This is a genomic window from Actinacidiphila yanglinensis (assembly GCF_900107965.1).
Lineage (GTDB): Bacteria > Actinomycetota > Actinomycetes > Streptomycetales > Streptomycetaceae > Actinacidiphila > Actinacidiphila yanglinensis.
Genome location: NZ_FNVU01000002.1, coordinates 88,321 through 103,594 on the forward strand (window position 1 = coordinate 88,321; position 15,274 = coordinate 103,594).

At 72.0% G+C, this 15,274-nt stretch carries 16 protein-coding genes; 7 read left to right on the top strand and 9 right to left on the bottom strand.

Annotated features, from left to right (window positions below):
• Positions 1-21 precede the first annotated feature (21 nt).
• From C4U44_RS04340 to C4U44_RS04350, 3 genes are all read right to left on the bottom strand, one after another.
• Complete coding sequence (locus C4U44_RS04340) at positions 22-1,407, bottom strand: class II fumarate hydratase (protein ID WP_103884269.1); 1,386 nt, start codon at positions 1,405-1,407, stop codon at positions 22-24.
• A 151-nt stretch (positions 1,408-1,558) separates the two neighbouring features.
• Positions 1,559-1,927: a hypothetical protein gene (locus C4U44_RS04345; protein WP_103884270.1), complete on the bottom strand. Its 369-nt coding sequence runs from the start codon at positions 1,925-1,927 to the stop codon at positions 1,559-1,561.
• Between the two features lie 25 nt (positions 1,928-1,952).
• Positions 1,953-3,608 carry a fumarate hydratase gene (locus tag C4U44_RS04350; RefSeq protein WP_103884271.1) on the bottom strand — a complete coding sequence of 552 codons (1,656 nt, stop codon included), beginning with the start codon at positions 3,606-3,608 and terminating at the stop codon, positions 1,953-1,955.
• A gap of 219 nt (positions 3,609-3,827) precedes the next feature.
• Between C4U44_RS04350 and C4U44_RS04355 the strand changes: the two genes are divergently transcribed.
• Together C4U44_RS04355 and C4U44_RS04360 are read left to right on the top strand one after the other, a co-directional pair.
• A complete protein-coding gene (locus C4U44_RS04355; protein WP_103884272.1) occupies positions 3,828-4,517 on the top strand; it encodes a DUF1707 SHOCT-like domain-containing protein in 690 nt (229 codons plus the stop codon).
• A 260-nt stretch (positions 4,518-4,777) separates the two neighbouring features.
• Positions 4,778-5,131, top strand: a complete 354-nt coding sequence (locus C4U44_RS04360) for a WhiB family transcriptional regulator (RefSeq protein ID WP_103884273.1) — start codon at positions 4,778-4,780, stop codon at positions 5,129-5,131.
• 143 nt (positions 5,132-5,274) lie between these two features.
• Here the strand turns inward: C4U44_RS04360 and C4U44_RS04365 are convergent, their stop codons facing one another.
• Positions 5,275-6,105 carry a helix-turn-helix transcriptional regulator gene (locus tag C4U44_RS04365; protein WP_103884274.1) on the bottom strand — a complete coding sequence of 277 codons (831 nt, stop codon included), beginning with the start codon at positions 6,103-6,105 and terminating at the stop codon, positions 5,275-5,277.
• A gap of 158 nt (positions 6,106-6,263) precedes the next feature.
• A complete protein-coding gene (gene glpX, locus C4U44_RS04370; protein ID WP_103884275.1) occupies positions 6,264-7,295 on the bottom strand; it encodes a class II fructose-bisphosphatase in 1,032 nt (343 codons plus the stop codon).
• 160 nt (positions 7,296-7,455) lie between these two features.
• Between glpX and C4U44_RS04375 the strand changes: the two genes are divergently transcribed.
• Positions 7,456-7,992, top strand: a complete 537-nt coding sequence (locus C4U44_RS04375) for a DUF4245 domain-containing protein (RefSeq protein WP_235031803.1) — start codon at positions 7,456-7,458, stop codon at positions 7,990-7,992.
• Between the two features lie 36 nt (positions 7,993-8,028).
• On the opposite strand, the gene C4U44_RS04380 is transcribed toward C4U44_RS04375, so the two are convergent.
• The 3 genes from C4U44_RS04380 to xseA form a co-directional block, all read right to left on the bottom strand.
• Positions 8,029-8,268 (bottom strand): exodeoxyribonuclease VII small subunit, encoded by a 240-nt coding sequence (locus C4U44_RS04380; RefSeq protein WP_103884277.1) that lies wholly within the window; start codon positions 8,266-8,268, stop codon positions 8,029-8,031.
• A gap of 131 nt (positions 8,269-8,399) precedes the next feature.
• Positions 8,400-8,741, bottom strand: coding sequence for a cupin domain-containing protein (locus C4U44_RS04385; protein ID WP_103884278.1), 342 nt, complete (start codon positions 8,739-8,741; stop codon positions 8,400-8,402).
• A gap of 88 nt (positions 8,742-8,829) precedes the next feature.
• Positions 8,830-10,041 (bottom strand): exodeoxyribonuclease VII large subunit, encoded by a 1,212-nt coding sequence (gene xseA, locus C4U44_RS04390; protein ID WP_103884279.1) that lies wholly within the window; start codon positions 10,039-10,041, stop codon positions 8,830-8,832.
• A gap of 98 nt (positions 10,042-10,139) precedes the next feature.
• Between xseA and C4U44_RS04395 the strand changes: the two genes are divergently transcribed.
• Positions 10,140-11,135, top strand: a complete 996-nt coding sequence (locus C4U44_RS04395) for a 4-hydroxy-3-methylbut-2-enyl diphosphate reductase (RefSeq protein WP_103884280.1) — start codon at positions 10,140-10,142, stop codon at positions 11,133-11,135.
• A 30-nt stretch (positions 11,136-11,165) separates the two neighbouring features.
• Entirely contained in the window at positions 11,166-11,903 is a 738-nt protein-coding gene (gene ppgK, locus C4U44_RS04400) for a polyphosphate--glucose phosphotransferase (RefSeq protein WP_103884281.1), read from the top strand.
• Here ppgK and C4U44_RS04405 read toward each other — a convergent pair.
• On the bottom strand, positions 11,824-12,372 hold the full coding sequence (locus tag C4U44_RS04405; RefSeq protein WP_103884282.1) for a DUF6542 domain-containing protein: 549 nt from the start codon (positions 12,370-12,372) through the stop codon (positions 11,824-11,826). The two genes, ppgK and C4U44_RS04405, sit on opposite strands and share 80 nt — an antisense overlap.
• 247 nt (positions 12,373-12,619) lie before the next feature.
• On the opposite strand from C4U44_RS04405, the gene ychF reads away from it, so the two are divergent.
• The gene (gene ychF, locus C4U44_RS04410; RefSeq protein WP_103884283.1) at positions 12,620-13,708 is read left to right on the top strand and encodes a redox-regulated ATPase YchF; all 1,089 of its coding nucleotides are present in this window, start codon (positions 12,620-12,622) and stop codon (positions 13,706-13,708) included.
• Positions 13,709-14,225: 517 nt separating this feature from the next.
• Positions 14,226-15,188 (top strand): L,D-transpeptidase, encoded by a 963-nt coding sequence (locus tag C4U44_RS04420; protein ID WP_407642791.1) that lies wholly within the window; start codon positions 14,226-14,228, stop codon positions 15,186-15,188.
• Positions 15,189-15,274 lie beyond the last annotated feature (86 nt).

A 15,274-nucleotide genomic window follows, 5' to 3' on the forward strand; every position in this document is an offset into this window, starting at 1 on the left:
ACAGAGTTTACGGAAAGCCGGTTATGGGTGGGTCATGTGAAGGACGTCCAGCGCCTCGTCGAGCTGCGCCTCGGACAGCTCGCCGCGCTCCACGTACCCCTCCTCGATGACCACCTGACGGATCGTCTTGCGCTCCGCCAGCGACTTCTTGGCCACCTTCGCGGCCTCCTCGTACCCGATGTAGCGGTTCAGCGGGGTGACCACGGACGGTGAGGACTCGGCGTACTCCCGGGCGCGTTCCACGTGTGCCGTGATGCCGTCGACGGTGCGGTCCGCGAGCAGCCGCGACACGTTCGCCAGCAGCCGCACGGACTCCAGGATGTTGCGGGCGATCACCGGCAGCATCACGTTCAGCTCGAAGTTCCCGGCCGCGCCGGCCACCGTGATCGCCGTGTCGTTGCCGATCACCTGGGCGGACACCATCAGCACCGCCTCGGGGACCACCGGGTTCACCTTGCCCGGCATGATCGACGAGCCCGGCTGGAGGTCGGGCAGGCTGATCTCGGACAGCCCGGTGCGCGGGCCGGACGCCATCCACCGCAGGTCGTTGGCGATCTTCGTCAGCCCGACGGCGATGGTCCGCAGCTGGCCGGAGGTCTCCACGATGCCGTCGCGGGCGCCCTGCGCCTCGAAGTGGTCCCGCGCCTCGGTCAGTGGCAGCCCGGTGGTCCGGGCCACCTCCGCGATCACCGCGGCCGGGAACCCGGCCGGCGTGTTGATCCCGGTGCCCACCGCGGTGCCGCCCAGCGGCAGCTCCGCCAGCCGGGGCAGCGCCGCCTCCAGCCGCTCGATGCCGTAGCGCACCTGCGCCGCGTACCCGCCGAACTCCTGGCCCAGCGTTACCGGTGTCGCGTCCATCAGGTGGGTGCGGCCGGCCTTCACCACGTCGGCGAACTCGGTCGCCTTGCCCTCCAGCGCCTCGGCGAGCCGGGTCAGTGCCGGGACCAGGTCGCCGGTCACGGCCGCCGTCGCCGCGATGTGGATGGAGGAGGGGAACACGTCGTTGGAGGACTGGGAGGCGTTGACGTGGTCGTTGGGATGCACCTTGCGGCCCAGCCGCTCGGTGGCCAGGGCGGCGATCACCTCGTTGGCGTTCATGTTGGACGACGTGCCCGAGCCCGTCTGGAACACGTCGATCGGGAACTCCGCGTCCCACACCCCCGAGGCGACCTCGTCCGCCGCCGCGCCGATCGCCGCGCCCATGTCGGCGTCGATCACGCCCAGCTCGGTGTTCACCTTCGCCGCGGCGGCCTTGATCCGCGCCAGCGCCCCGATGTGCGCCCGGCTGATCCGCTGCCCGGAGATCGGGAAGTTCTCCACGGCCCGCTGCGTCTGCGCCCCCCACTTCGCCGCCGCGGGAACCCTTACCTCGCCCATCGAGTCGTGCTCGATCCGGAAGTCGTCCATATCCACTACAGTGCCTGCCCGGGGAGCTTTGTTCCCTCCGGGCGCGCCCGCGGTGCCCCGCGGCCGTACGAAGGAATCGCGGCAGGCCACCGGCGTGCATGTGCAGCCCCGCCGGGCCGACCGGGCGCAGCCCCGCCGGGCCGGCCGGGGGTCAGTCCACCCAGTCCAGTTGGGCCTCGGGCACCCCGACCCCGCGTGCGTACTCCTCGACCTCGGCGCGGGCGGCGGCGTCCCCACGCGGGTAGCGGAACACCCGCCCCGCGAAGACGACGAACGCCTCCGCCCCGGTGCTGTAGTTGACGTACCACCCGCCGGTCGGCGCCAGGCACCCGGCCAGCGCGGCCGCCAGCGGCTCGGCCGCGTCCTCCGGGGCCCGGAAGTCCAGCAGGGTCCACCGCCCCGGTTGGCCGCCCGCGGGCGCGGGCACCTCGATCCGGCGCATCCCGGTGACCTCCAGCGGGACGCCCTCGAAGACGCCTCCGACCCGGAGGCTCTCCGCGATCAGGACACCGGTGAGCACGGTTCCCCCCGCCCGCGCGGCGCGCTCAGGCGCCCGGACGGACGGGGATGGACGTGAAGGTGGGGGAGGGGGCCGGGTCCTGGAAGAAGTCGTTGCCCTTGTCGTCGACGACGACGAACGCCGGGAAGTCCTCGACCTCGATCTTCCAGACGGCCTCCATGCCGAGTTCGGCGTACTCCACGACGTCGACCTTCTTGATGCAGTCCTGCGCGAGCCGGGCCGCGGGGCCGCCGATGGAGCCGAGGTAGAAGCCGCCGTGCGCGGCGCACGCGTCGGTGACCTGCCGGGAGCGGTTGCCCTTGGCGAGCATCACCAGCGAGCCGCCGGCCGCCTGGAACTGCTCGACGTACGCGTCCATCCGGCCCGCCGTGGTCGGGCCGAAGGACCCGGAGGCGTAGCCCTCGGGGGTCTTGGCCGGGCCGGCGTAGTACACGGCGTGGTCGCGCAGGTACTGCGGCATCTCCTCGCCCGCGTCCAGCCGCTCCTTGATCTTGGCGTGCGCGATGTCACGGGCCACGACCAGCGGCCCGGACAGCGACAGGCGGGTCTTGACCGGGTACCGGGTCAGCTCCGCGCGGATCTCGGCCATCGGGCGGTTCAGGTCGATCCGGACGACGTCGTCGTCCAGGTGCTCGTCGGTGGTCTCCGGAAGGAAGCGCGCCGGGTCGGTCTCCAGCTGCTCCAGGAAGACGCCCTCCGCGGTGATCTTGGCGAGCGCCTGCCGGTCGGCCGAGCAGGACACCGCGATCGCCACCGGGCAGGACGCGCCGTGCCGGGGCAGCCGCACCACGCGCACGTCGTGGCAGAAGTACTTCCCGCCGAACTGCGCGCCGATCCCGATCTTCTGGGTCAGCTCGAAGACCTGCTGCTCCAGCTCCTTGTCCCGGAAGCCGTGTCCGGCCGGGGACCCTTCGGCCGGCAGCTCGTCCAGGTAGTGCGCGGAGGCGTACTTCGCGGTCTTCAGCGCGAACTCGGCGCTGGTGCCGCCGACCACGATCGCCAGGTGGTACGGCGGGCAGGCGGCCGTGCCGAGCGAGCGGATCTTCTCCTCCAGGAACCGCATCATCGCGGCCTCGTTCAGTACCGCCTTCGTCTCCTGGTAGAGGAAGGACTTGTTGGCGCTGCCGCCGCCCTTCGCCATGAACAGGAACTTGTACGCGCCGCCGTCGGTCGCGTAGAGCTCGATCTGGGCGGGCAGGTTGGAGCCGGTGTTCTTCTCCTCCCACATGGTCAGCGGGGCCATCTGGGAGTAGCGCAGGTTCAGCTTCGTGTACGCGTCATAGATGCCGCGGGACAGCGCCTCCTCGTCGCCGCCCTCGGTGAGCACTTGCTGGCCGCGCTTGCCCATCACGATCGCGGTGCCGGTGTCCTGGCACATCGGGAGCACGCCGGCCGCCGCGATGTTCGCGTTCTTCAGCAGGTCCAGGGCGACGAAGCGGTCGTTCGGGCTGGCCTGCGGGTCGTCCAGGATGCGGCGGAGCTGGGCGAGGTGGGTCGGGCGCAGGTAGTGCGAGATGTCGTGCATGGCCTCGGCCGCCAGCAGCCGCAGCGCCTCGGGCTGCACCTTGAGGAAGGTGCGGCCGTCCGCCTCGAAGGTGCTGACGCCCTCGGCGGTGACCAGCCGGTAGGACGTGGGGTCCTCCCCGAGCGGGAGCAGATCCGTATACGTGAACTCGGGCATATGCGGCAATCCTCACTCGGCTGCGTCGACGCTGAAGCGTCTTCAGGGTAGATCCCCGTTCGGGCGGCCCCCGCCGCGGGTCGGGAGCGGGCCGGGGGCGCCGTCGCCCCCCGGGTGCGGGGGTGCGTGCGGGGGCTGGGCGACGGGCGCCGACCCCTAGGGGACCCGGAGCGGATTTCAGGGTAGTCGCGATCTATCGCGTCTGTGTACGGTGGTCCGGTGGACGAATCGTCGCTCCAGAAGCGCCCGCAGCCCGCGGAGGAACCGGCCCGGCCCGCGGTGGTCCCGCACCCCGTCGAAGGCGCCCTGCGGGCCTCGGACGCCGACCGCGACCGCATCGCCGACATCCTGCGCGAGGCCCTCGCCGAGGGGCGCCTCGACGCCGACGAGCACTCCGAGCGGCTGGACCGGGTCTACTCCGCGAAGACGGTCGGCGAACTGGAGCCGCTGGTGCGGGACCTGCCCGCGGGCAGCGCCGCCACCTCGCCCGCGGCGGGGCCGCGTTCGTACCCCGGCGAGTCCACCGGGGAGAACCCCACACTGATCGGCATCCTCAGCGGGACCGAGCGCAAGGGGCGTTGGCGGGTCGGCGGCCGGATCACCGCGATCGCGGTGATGGGCGGCGTCGAGATCGACCTGACCCAGGCGACCTTCACCGCACCGGAACTGGTCATCAACTGCACCGCGGTCATGGGCGGTGTGTCGATCAAGGTCCCGGAGAACGTCACGCTGCGCGGCAGCGGCGTGATCGGGATCATGGGCGGCGCGGACGTGCGTTCCTACGAAGCCCCCGATCCGCAGGCGCCGGTGGTCCGGGTGATCGGGTTCGCCTTCTGGGGCGGGGTCGAGGCGAAGGCCAAGCGCGGCAAGAAGGTCGTGGACTGGGCCAAGAAGCGGCTCCAGGGCTGAGTTCGAGCCGGGGCGCCCCCAACTCCCGCTGGTAACGGTCCTGTTGAGTGTCCGGGGTGGCGCACGCCGGAGCGAGTGTCGTACGCGGGAACGAACACGGTGCGCATGAAGTCGCGCACAGCGGGTAGGGGAACGGCACGCCGCCGCGCGGCAGGTCCGGTCCCCCTGCGCCCGGGCTCCGGGCAGCGACGGGCAAGCGTGGTCATCACCCCCAGAGCTGGGCCTGGGGGCAACCGAAGCGCCGTCGTCAGGAGTTTCCCGTGCTTCAACCGATCGAGCCCGTCACGGACCCCGCGCTCCCGCCAGGACACCCGCGGGATCTCGGCGGCCCCTGGCACTCGGAGGCCGCCTGCCGGAGCGACGAGGCGGGACTCTTCTTCGCGCCGTCGAAGGAGCCCACCGCCGCCCGGCTGCTGCGCGAGGAAGCCGCCAAGCGGGTCTGCGCCCGCTGCCCGGTGATGCTCGAATGCCGGGAACACGCCGTGTCGCAGCCCGAGCCGTACGGCGTGTGGGGCGGCATGACCGCGGCCGAGCGGCGCGTGGTGCTCGCCCGCAGGCGCCGTCGTGAGGCCGAACTCCAGCACTCCGCCCCGCCGATCGCCGCCGCGGGCTAGGGCCCAGGGCTTGCCCGCGAAGTCGTGTCGTTCGCCCGCCGGGCAGGCACGACTTCGCGGACACGCCGTGGCCCCTTCGCGAGCGCGACTCCGTACCGCTCCGGTCCGGCCTTCGCCGCCCTTCCCGCCCTTCGCGGCGCGGCTCAACCCACGAGCGTGCGGGTGCCGGGCATTGCGAGGAGGGCGAGCCGCTCGGCGTCCTGGGTGTCGGGCTCGGCCGTGTAGACCATGATCCGCAGGTCGCTGCCCGCCACGCTGAGCACGTCGCAGTCCAGCGTGAGCGCGCCCACCTGCGGGTGGTCGATGGTCTTGCGCGTCGCCTCGTGCCGGCCCACCGCCCCGGAGTCCCACAGTTCGGCGAACCGTTCGCTGCCCTCGCGCAGTTCCGCGACCAGGTGCCGCAGCCCCTGGTCGGCCGGATAGCGGTTCGCCGCCGCGCGCAGCGCGGTGACCTGCGAGACGTCGAGCGCCGCCTTCGACTGCGGGGTGTGCCGGACCCGGCTGCCCGCACCGAGGAAGTTGCGCCACACCGCGTTGCGCTCCTTGCCGTGCTGCTCGCCCAGCAGCGCCGTGTACAGCGGGTTGGCCAGCAGCAGCGTCCACGTCGCGTCGGAGACCGCGACGGGCGTCCCGGCCAGCCGGTCCAGCATGCGGTGGACGCTCGGCGTGATGTAGCCGGGCACCGTGCCCTGCCCCGGGGGCACCAGGCCGGCGGCGTGGAAGAGGTGCTCGCGCTCGACGTCGGACAGCCGCAGCGCCCGGCCCAGCGCCTCCACGATCTGCTCCGAGGGGTTGGCCGCCCGGCCCTGTTCCAGGCGGGTGACGTAGTCGACCGAGATCCCCGCCAGCAGGGCCAGTTCCTCGCGGCGCAGCCCGGCGGTCCGCCGGTGGCCGCCGCCGGGCAGCCCGGCCGCCTCCGGGGAGACGCGCTCCCGCCAGCGCCGCACCGCCCTCCCGAACTCCGTGCTCGTCATGCCACCACTGTGCACCCCCGGGCGCGGACGTTCCTGGTACGGGGAGTGCCACGCAGAACGGGAGCGGCCGCGCGGTACTGGGGAGCGGCTCGCCGTACAGGGGGGAAGCGCCGTGCGAGCGGTCGCCCGGGGGCCGGCGGGGCCCCCGGGCGGCGCCGTCAGTTCGCCCGGTCGAAGTCGATGGCGCTGTACGCCCGCAGCTTCGACAGCCGGTGCACCGAGTCGATCTGCCGGATCGTGCCCGACTTCGAGCGCATCACCAGGGAGGAGGTGGTGGCCGTCTCCGCCCGGTAGCGCACCCCGCGCAGCAGCTCGCCGTCGGTGATCCCGGTCGCGACGAAGAACACGTTCTCCCCGCTGACCAGGTCGTTGGTGTGCAGTACCCGGTCCAGGTCGTGACCCGCGTCCAGCGCCTTGCGCCGCTCGGCGTCGTCCTTCGGCCACAGCCTGCCCTGGATGGTGCCGCCCAGGCACGCCATCGCGCAGGCGGTGATGATGCCCTCCGGGGTGCCGCCGATGCCCAGCAGCATGTCGACGCCGGTGCCCTCGCGGGCCGCCATGATCGCGCCCGCGACGTCGCCGTCCGCGATGAACTTGATCCGCGCGCCGGTCTCCCGGATCTGCCGGGCCAGCTCGTCGTGGCGCGGCCGGTCCAGCACCACGACCGTCACGTCCTCGGGCGAGATGCCCTTCGCCTTCGCCACCCGGCGGATGTTCACCTCGGGCGGCGCGGTGATGTCGACGAACTCCGCCGCTTCCGGGCCCACCACGAGCTTGTCCATGTAGAAGACGGCCGACGGGTCGTACATGGTGCCGCGGTCGGCCGCCGCGAGCACGGACACCGCGTTCGGCATGCCCTTGGCGGTCAGCGTGGTGCCGTCCACCGGGTCCACGGCGACGTCGCACTCCGCACCGGTGCCGTCGCCGATCCGCTCGCCGTTGTAGAGCATCGGCGCCTCGTCCTTCTCGCCCTCGCCGATGACCACCACGCCGTTCATCGACACGGTGTGCACGAGGGTGCGCATGGCCTTGACGGCCGCGCCGTCCGCGCCGTTCTTGTCGCCGCGGCCGACCCAGCGGGCCGAGGCCAGCGCGGCGGCCTCGGTGACCCGGACCAGTTCCAGGGCGAGGTTGCGGTCGGGTGCCTCCGGGCTCACTTCGAGCTGCGGGGGCAAGTGCTGTTCGGTCATCACGCGCACCTTTCTGTACGAGGACGGCCGGAAAATGAGGGTGCTGCGACAGTAGCGGGTGAGGTGCGAATCTGAGCAGGGGGCATGTCACATGAGCGACGTCCCCTTTCCGGGTACCCGGCGGGCGGGGCGCAAACGCCCATGGGGGACCATAGGACCCGTGGCAGCGGACAAGCGTGGCGGCAACAAGACGGTGCGGGACCTGGTCCTGTCGATGCTCGTGCTCGGCGTCGTCGTGTACCTGATCTATCTGTTCATCCCGCACGACTCCAAAGCCGACCCGGTCAAGACCGAGACGGTCGGCTACAGCGTGGAACTCCAGCAGGCCAGGCGGGACGCGCCCTACCCGGTGGCCGGCCCCGAGGGCCTCGGCGCGAAGTGGCGGGCCACCTCCGTCACGTACTCCGGCAGCGACCGCAAGAACGTCACCTGGCACATCGGTTTCGTCGACCCCGACCAGCAGTACGCCGCGGTGGAGCAGACCAACGGCAACGCGGCCGCGTTCATCGCCCAGGTGACGCTCAACGGGCACCGCGACGGCGACCGGACGCTTCCCGTCCACGGGGTGGGCTGGACGTACTACACCGGCGGGCGGTACCACGCGGTGGCGCGCGAGCAGAACGGCGTCACCACCGTGGTGCTCGGCACCGGGCCGGACAGCCGGCTCCAGCAGCTGGCCGGCGCCCTCAAGTCCTGAGGCGCCCCCGCGGCCCCGCCCTCCTGAGCGGCGCCCCTACTCGGGCCCGCCCTGCTCCGCCTCCTCGGCGTCCTCCGCCGCCAGCGCCGCGTCGAGCCGGGCCCGGGCACCCTCCAGCCAGTGCCGGCACACCTTGGCCAGCTCCTCGCCGCGCTCCCACAGGGCGAGCGATTCCTCCAAGGTCGCGCCGCCCGCCTCCAGACGGCGCACCACGTCGACGAGTTCGTCGCGGGCCTGTTCGTAGCCGAGTACGGTGCCGGGCTCCTGGTCTGCCATGACCGCAAGCCTAGGCCGTCGCTCGGACAGACCCGGGCGGCGCGGAAGGGGACGGCCCGGCCGGACCGCCCCCGCACAACCGGTTCACGCCCACCCGGTCCGCCCGGCTCCCGCTCGTGCGCTCACCCGGCTCACCCGGGGGTGCGGATCTCCAGCATCACGCAGCCCGGCACGGTGCGGTAGGGCCCGTGCGGCATGCCCGGTGGGCGGGACGCGTAGTACCCGGCGGTGAAGGTGCGGCCGAGGGTGAGGTCCTCCAACTCGCCCTCCAGCAGGTACACCTCCTCGTAGTAGGGGTGCCGGATCACGCCCGCCGCGGAGGTGTCGAGCCCGGGCGCCCAGCGGGCCAGCCGGGTCAGCTCCGTTGCCGGGTCAGGCCCGGCGGACAGCCGCCGCTCGCTCACCCCGGGCGCGCCCGGGTCCGCGTGCCACGGCAGCGCCGCGGTGTCGTGGAACTCGTGCTCGTCCTTCACCCGGTCCCCCTTCTTCCTCCGCCTCGGCCCGCACTCCCGCGGACCCCGTGTCCGGCTCCCACAGGCTGCCCGGAGCCGCTCAGGCCGCTCAGTCTTCGCCGACCCGGACCGTGAAGTCCCCCTCGGCGACCCGGGCGCGCAGCGTCTCCCCGGCCGTGACCTCCGCCGGGTCGCGGACCGCGGCGCCGTCCTCCCGCTGCAGCACCGCGTAGCCGCGGCGCAGGGTGGCCGCGGGGGAGAGGGCCACCACGCGGGCGAGGGTGTGGGTGAGGTCCGCGTCGGCCCGGTCGAGGAGGTGCCCGACGGTGCGCCGGGCCCGGTCCACCCGGTCGGCCACCTCCGCCTCGCGCTGCTCGACCATGCGGTAGGGCGCCGCGAGCGAGGGCCGGCTCAGCGCCGCGTCCAGCCCGCGCTCCTCCCGGTCGAGGATGCCGCGCAGCACCCGCAGCGCCCGGTCCTGCACCAGCCGGACCCGGGCCAGCTCCTCCCGTACGTCCGGCACGATCCGCTTGGCGGCGTCCGTCGGCGTGGACGCCCGCAGGTCGGCGACCAGATCGAGCAGCGGGGTGTCCGGCTCGTGCCCGATCGCGGAGACCACCGGGGTGCCGCACTCCGCGACCGCGCGCACCAGCCGCTCGTCGGAGAAGGGCAGCAGGTCCTCGACGCTGCCGCCGCCCCGGGCCACCACGATGACGTCGACCTCGGGGTGCTCGTCGAGCTGCCGCACCGCCTCGATCACCTTGGGCACCGCGGTGGCGCCCTGCACCGGGACGTTCCGCACCTCGAAGCGCACCGCCGGCCAGCGCAGCCGGGCGTTCTCCCGCACGTCCCGCTCGGCGGCCGACGCGCGCCCGGTGACCAGCCCGATCAGCCCGGGCAGGAACGGCAGCGGGCGCTTGCGGTCCGCCGCGAAGAGCCCCTCCGCGGCCAGCGCCTTCTTCAACTGCTCCAGCCGCGCCAGCAGTTCGCCCATCCCGACCGGCCGGATCTCGGCGGCCCGCAACGACAGGGTGCCCCGCGGCCCGTACCACTCCGGCTTCGCGTGCACCACGACCCGCGCGCCCTCGCCGACCACGTCGGCCACCTGCTCGTAGACCCCGCGATAGCAGGTCACGGACAGCGAGGTGTCGTGCGAGGGGTCGCGCAGCGTCAGGAACACCACGCCGGCGCCCGGGCGGCGGGAGAGCTGGGTGATCTGGCCCTCCACCCACACCGCGCCGAGCCGGTCGATCCACCCGCCGATCAGCCGCGACACCTCGCCGACCGGGATCGGCGCCTCCGCCGAGGTGTTGAGAGCCATGCGCCGACCCTAGCGCGGCGAGCCGACACCACAGGGGGCGCGCCGTTGTCCACAGCCCGCGCGGCCGGGCCCCCACGGCCGCGGGCGGCGACCGTACGATGGACCGCATGACTGCCAACACCTCCCGCCGTGTCCTCCTCGCCGCCCCCCGCGGGTACTGCGCGGGCGTGGACCGAGCCGTCATCACCGTCGAGAAGGCGCTGGAGCTGTACGGCGCGCCGATCTACGTGCGCAAGCAGATCGTGCACAACAAGTACGTGGTGCAGACCCTGGAGAAGAAGGGCGCCATCTTCGTCGACGAGACGGAGGAGGTGCCGGAGAACGCCATCGTCATCTTCTCCGCGCACGGCGTGGCGCCGGTCGTGCACGAGGAGGCCGCCGAGCGCAGCCTCGCCTCGATCGACGCGACATGCCCTCTGGTCACCAAGGTGCACAAGGAGGCCGTCCGTTACGCCGGCGAGGACTACGACATCCTCCTCATCGGTCACGAGGGCCACGAAGAGGTCGTCGGCACCATGGGCGAGGCGCCCGACCGCATGCACCTGGTCGACGGCCCGGCCGACGCCGCGAACGTGAAGGTGCGCGACGAGTCCAAGGTGGTGTGGCTCTCGCAGACCACACTGTCCGTCGACGAGACGATGGAGACCGTCGACGCCCTCAAGGACCGCTTCCCGCGGCTGGTCTCCCCGCCGAGCGACGACATCTGCTACGCGACGCAGAACCGCCAGGTCGCGGTGAAGCAGATCGCCGCCGAGGCCGACCTGGTGATCGTGGTCGGCTCCCGCAACTCCTCCAACTCCATCCGGCTGGTCGAGGTCGCCCTCCAGTCCGGCGCGGGTGCGTCGTACCTGGTGGACTTCGCCGACGAGTGCGAGGACGGCTGGCTGGAGGGCGTGCGCACTGTCGGCGTGACCTCGGGCGCGTCCGTGCCGGAGGTGCTGGTCGACGGCGTGCTGGAGTGGCTGGCCGCGCGCGGCTTCGACGACGTGTCGGTGGTGACGTCCGCGAAGGAGTCCATCCAGTTCTCGCTGCCGAAGGAACTGCGCCGGGATCTGCGTGCGGAGGCCGCCGAGCGGGCATCGGCCAAGAGGTGAGCGGATCCACCCACCTTTAACCTGGGGGGCATGAACATGTTCGGTGTGGACATCGGTGGTACGGGTATCAAGGGCGCTCCGGTCGATCTGGACCAGGGCGACCTCGCTGACGAGCGGTACAAGATCCCGACCCCGCATCCTGCGACGCCGCAGGACGTCATCGAGGGCGTGGCCGAGGTGGTGGCCCACTTCGACTACGAGGGGCCGCTCGGCGTGACCTTCCCCGGCGTCGTGGTGGACGGCGTGACCCGCACCGCCGCCAACGTCGACAGCGGCTGGGTCGGCCTGGACGCGCGCAAGATGCTCAGCGAGCGCCTCGGCCGCCCGGTGGTGATCCTCAACGACGCCGACGCCGCGGGGGTCGCCGAGATGACCTTCGGGGTGGGCCGCGGCCGCGGCGGCACCATCATCCTGCTCACCCTCGGCACAGGGATCGGCAGCGCGGTGTTCGTGGACGGCCACCTGGTGCCCAACACCGAACTCGGCCACCTGGAACTGCACGGCCACGACGCGGAGAAGCGCGCCTCGGTCAAGGCCCGGGAGGACGAGGACCTGAGCTGGGAGCACTGGGCGCACCGGTTGAAGAAGTACCTCGCGCACGTGGAGATGCTCTTCTCGCCCGACCTGTTCGTGATCGGCGGCGGGGTGAGCCGGAAGCCCGACAAGTTCCTGCCGCTGATCCACGGCATCAGCGCGGAGATCGTCCCCGCGGAGCTGCAGAACAACGCGGGGATCGTCGGCGCCGCGATGGCTGCCGCAAAGCTCTGACCGCGACGATCGCGGCGGCCAGTACCGTCCCGGTGTAGAGCCAGCCGGTCATCAGCGCGAGGCCGGTGAACACGCCGACCACGTGCCCCACCAGACTGCCGTCGCCGCTGTCGGCCGTGAGGGTGATGCCGACCGCGAACGCGATGGGCGCGGCCACTGGCGCCGCCACCAGGTCGTACGGCCGTACGTACACGGCGGCGGCGACGCACACGGCGATGAACACCAGCCCGAAGAACACCCCGGGGCCGTCGAAGAGCAGGGAGTCGACGGCCCCGCCCAACACCGTCACCACGGTGGTCAGGGCGCCCGTGCCCAGGCCGGTCAGCCGGGGCCGGGGCCGGGGCAGGGCGCGCAGCCACCGGCCGGCCGCTGCCAGGCGGCCGAGCTGCGGGGGCGGCGCCGGCTCGGCGGCGCGGGCGGCGGGGACGGGGCGGGCGGCGGTGCCTGTGCGCGCAGTGTGTTGCTCCACCTACTCAACGTAGGCATGTCGCGCGCGTCACGCAGGTCGGAGACACGCGGATTACCTCGCCTGGGTCCTCTGTTCGAAGGGGCCCGTTCGAGTGAGGCGGGAGGGCCGCGCGACTCGGGGCGGCGGAGGCGGGGCGGCGGCGCGGACGAGGGCCGGGCGGCGCTGTGGACGGGGGCGGGGCGGCGACGCGAGGGCCCGTAGACTGGTCGGCGCCAGCTCCCACCCCCTGCTTACGGGAAGTCGTCACGTGTCGCTCTCCATCGGAATCGTCGGACTGCCGAATGTCGGCAAGTCGACGCTCTTCAACGCCCTGACCAAGAACGACGTGCTGGCGGCCAACTACCCGTTCGCCACCATCGAGCCCAACATCGGCGTGGTCGGCGTGCCCGACCCCCGGCTGGCCAAGCTCGCCGAGATCTTCAGCTCGGCCCGGGTGCTGCCCGCGACGGTGGACTTCGTCGACATCGCGGGCATCGTGCGCGGCGCCTCCGAGGGCGAGGGCCTGGGCAACAAGTTCCTCGCGAACATCCGCGAGTCCGACGCGATCTGCCAGGTCATCCGCGCCTTCAAGGACGAGAACGTGGTCCACGTGGACGGCAAGGTGTCGCCCAAGGACGACATCGAGACGATCAACACCGAGCTGATCCTCGCCGACCTCCAGTCCGTCGAGAAGGCGATCCCGCGCCTGACCAAGGAGGCGCGGCTGCAGAAGGAGAAGGCCGCGGTGCTCGCCGCCGCCGAGGCCGCGCAGCAGTTCCTCGCCGCCGGGGACACCCTCTTCTCGCACGGCATCACCAAGGGCACCGAGCAGGCCGCCCTCCTGCACGAGTTGCACCTGCTGACCACGAAGCCGTTCCTCTACGTCTTCAACGTCGACGAGGACGAGCTGACCGACGAGGCGTTCAAGGACGAGCAGCGCGCCCTGATCGCGCCCGCCGAGGCGATCTTCCTCAACGCGAAGCTGGAGTCCGACCTCGCGGAGCTCGACGACGACGAGGCGCTCGAACTCCTCCAGTCCGTCGGCCAGGAGGAGCCCGGCCTGGCGACGCTGGCCCGGGTCGGCTTCAACACCCTGGGCCTGCAGACCTACCTCACCGCCGGCCCCAAGGAATCCCGCGCCTGGACCATCAAGCGCGGCGCCACCGCCCCCGAGGCGGCGGGCGTGATCCACACGGACTTCCAGAAGGGCTTCATCAAGGCGGAGGTCATCTCCTACGACGACCTGGTCGCCACCGGCTCCGTCGCCGAGGCCCGCGCGAAGGGCAAGGCCCGGATGGAGGGCAAGGACTACGTCATGCAGGACGGCGACGTGGTGGAGTTCCGCTTCAACGTGTAGTTGATCTCGCGGTAGGCCGTCTGACCAGCGGCGGAGGCGTCGGGCGGGCTTGGAGGTCCGCGCCGAGTCCGCAAGCGCACTGACACGTCGTCAGCGCGAGGGAGTGGCTACGCCGCCTCGGTGACTTACGCGTCACCCTCGTCGGGGCGGTCCGTGTATGCCTTGTCGACGGCGGCTCGGGTCCGTTCCTCGGAGTCGGACCAAGGTGGGCGTAGATGTTCGGCGTCATGGCCGCGTTGGTGTGGCCGAGGCGCTCGGAGACGCACTCGGTCATCGACGCCGGTCCCACGCCGAACAACGTATGCGCGAAGGCCGAGCGGCTCGCCGGGCAGGAAGCAGGAGGCCCATACCCGCACGACGCCTCGCGGGGGCGAGCCTTCCCCGGCCGGTGCGGAACTGAAGTGCCCCGGATGGTGTCCAGGTCGGTGTGGGGTGCAACAGTACGAGCACAGGGGCGGGGGGCACCGTGAGACGAGCGAACAAGATCATCAGTGTGGCTGTGCTGGCGGCAGCGCTGGTGGCGGGTGCAAGTGGCTGTGGTGGCAACTCAGCCTCCTCCGGGTCCCGATCGGCGGCCTCCTCCGGCACGACGAAGGCGAGCACCGGCTCCGCGTCGACGCCTTCGCTGCCGACGAGTTCAACGACTCCGCAGCGGCCGCAGATGCTGCTCGACACCATCGAACCGCAGAGCGGTACGACCGTGGGGGTGGCGATGCCGATCTCCGTCACCTTCAGCAAGGCGGTGGCCGTCTCGGCCCGCGCGGACATCGAGAAGCACTTGAAACTCACCACCTCGACCCCGGTGACCGGCGCTTGGCACTGGTTCAGTTCCCGGCGGGTGGACTTCCGCCCCAAGGCTTACTGGCTCACCGGGACGAAGGTCACCCTCGACGCGGAACTCGCCGGAGTGGGCGACGGGAACGGACGCTATGGGGTCCACTCCTACCAGCACTCTTTCACCGTCGGCTCGGACGACGAGGTGCACGTCTACGCCGACCAGCACCTGATGAAGGTGTCCCACGACGGCGCGGTGACCAAGACGTTCCCGATCGACGCCGGCAGCGCGAAGTACCCCTCGTGGACCGGGACGATGGCAGTCATGGGCAAGGCCCGAAAGGTGCTCATGGACTCATGCAGCGTCCACATCGCCTGCAGCAAGAGCGACCCGGACTACTACCACGACTACTACCCGTTCGCCGTGGAACTGACGACCTCCGGAACGTACGTGCATTACTCCGACGGCGACCCGCAGCCGGGCCACAGCGCCGGCTCGCACGGCTGCGTCCACCTGTCGATGGCCAACGCGCAATGGTTCTATGCCTTCGCCCGCCAGGGAGACCCCGTCACCATCACCGGCTCTGCCAGCCCCGCCGCCCCAGCGGACAACGGCTACGCGGACTACGACGTGACCGACTGGAGCGCCTGGATCTCCCCCAACGCCAGCGGCCTCGGCCAGCTCACCACCCCGACCACCACCTGACAGTTCCGTCCACTCGCCCTCAGCCACCAGGGCCTTCCGCCCACGTGCCGAAGCGCCGAACGGATACGGGGGGTGAGCCCCCCGAA

Excerpts from the sequence above, each read along its gene's own strand:
- xseA (WP_103884279.1), bottom strand. The coding sequence starts at position 10,041 with ATGGCTCTCAACACCTCGGCGGAGGCGCCGATCCCGGTCGGCGAGGTG.
- C4U44_RS04350 (WP_103884271.1), bottom strand. The coding sequence starts at position 3,608 with ATGCCCGAGTTCACGTATACGGATCTGCTCCCGCTCGGGGAGGACCCC.
- C4U44_RS04340 (WP_103884269.1), bottom strand. The coding sequence starts at position 1,407 with ATGGACGACTTCCGGATCGAGCACGACTCGATGGGCGAGGTAAGGGTT.
- C4U44_RS04380 (WP_103884277.1), bottom strand. The coding sequence starts at position 8,268 with ATGGCAGACCAGGAGCCCGGCACCGTACTCGGCTACGAACAGGCCCGC.
- glpX (WP_103884275.1), bottom strand. The coding sequence starts at position 7,295 with ATGACCGAACAGCACTTGCCCCCGCAGCTCGAAGTGAGCCCGGAGGCA.
- ppgK (WP_103884281.1), top strand. The coding sequence starts at position 11,166 with ATGAACATGTTCGGTGTGGACATCGGTGGTACGGGTATCAAGGGCGCT.
- C4U44_RS04395 (WP_103884280.1), top strand. The coding sequence starts at position 10,140 with ATGGACCGCATGACTGCCAACACCTCCCGCCGTGTCCTCCTCGCCGCC.
- C4U44_RS04365 (WP_103884274.1), bottom strand. The coding sequence starts at position 6,105 with ATGACGAGCACGGAGTTCGGGAGGGCGGTGCGGCGCTGGCGGGAGCGC.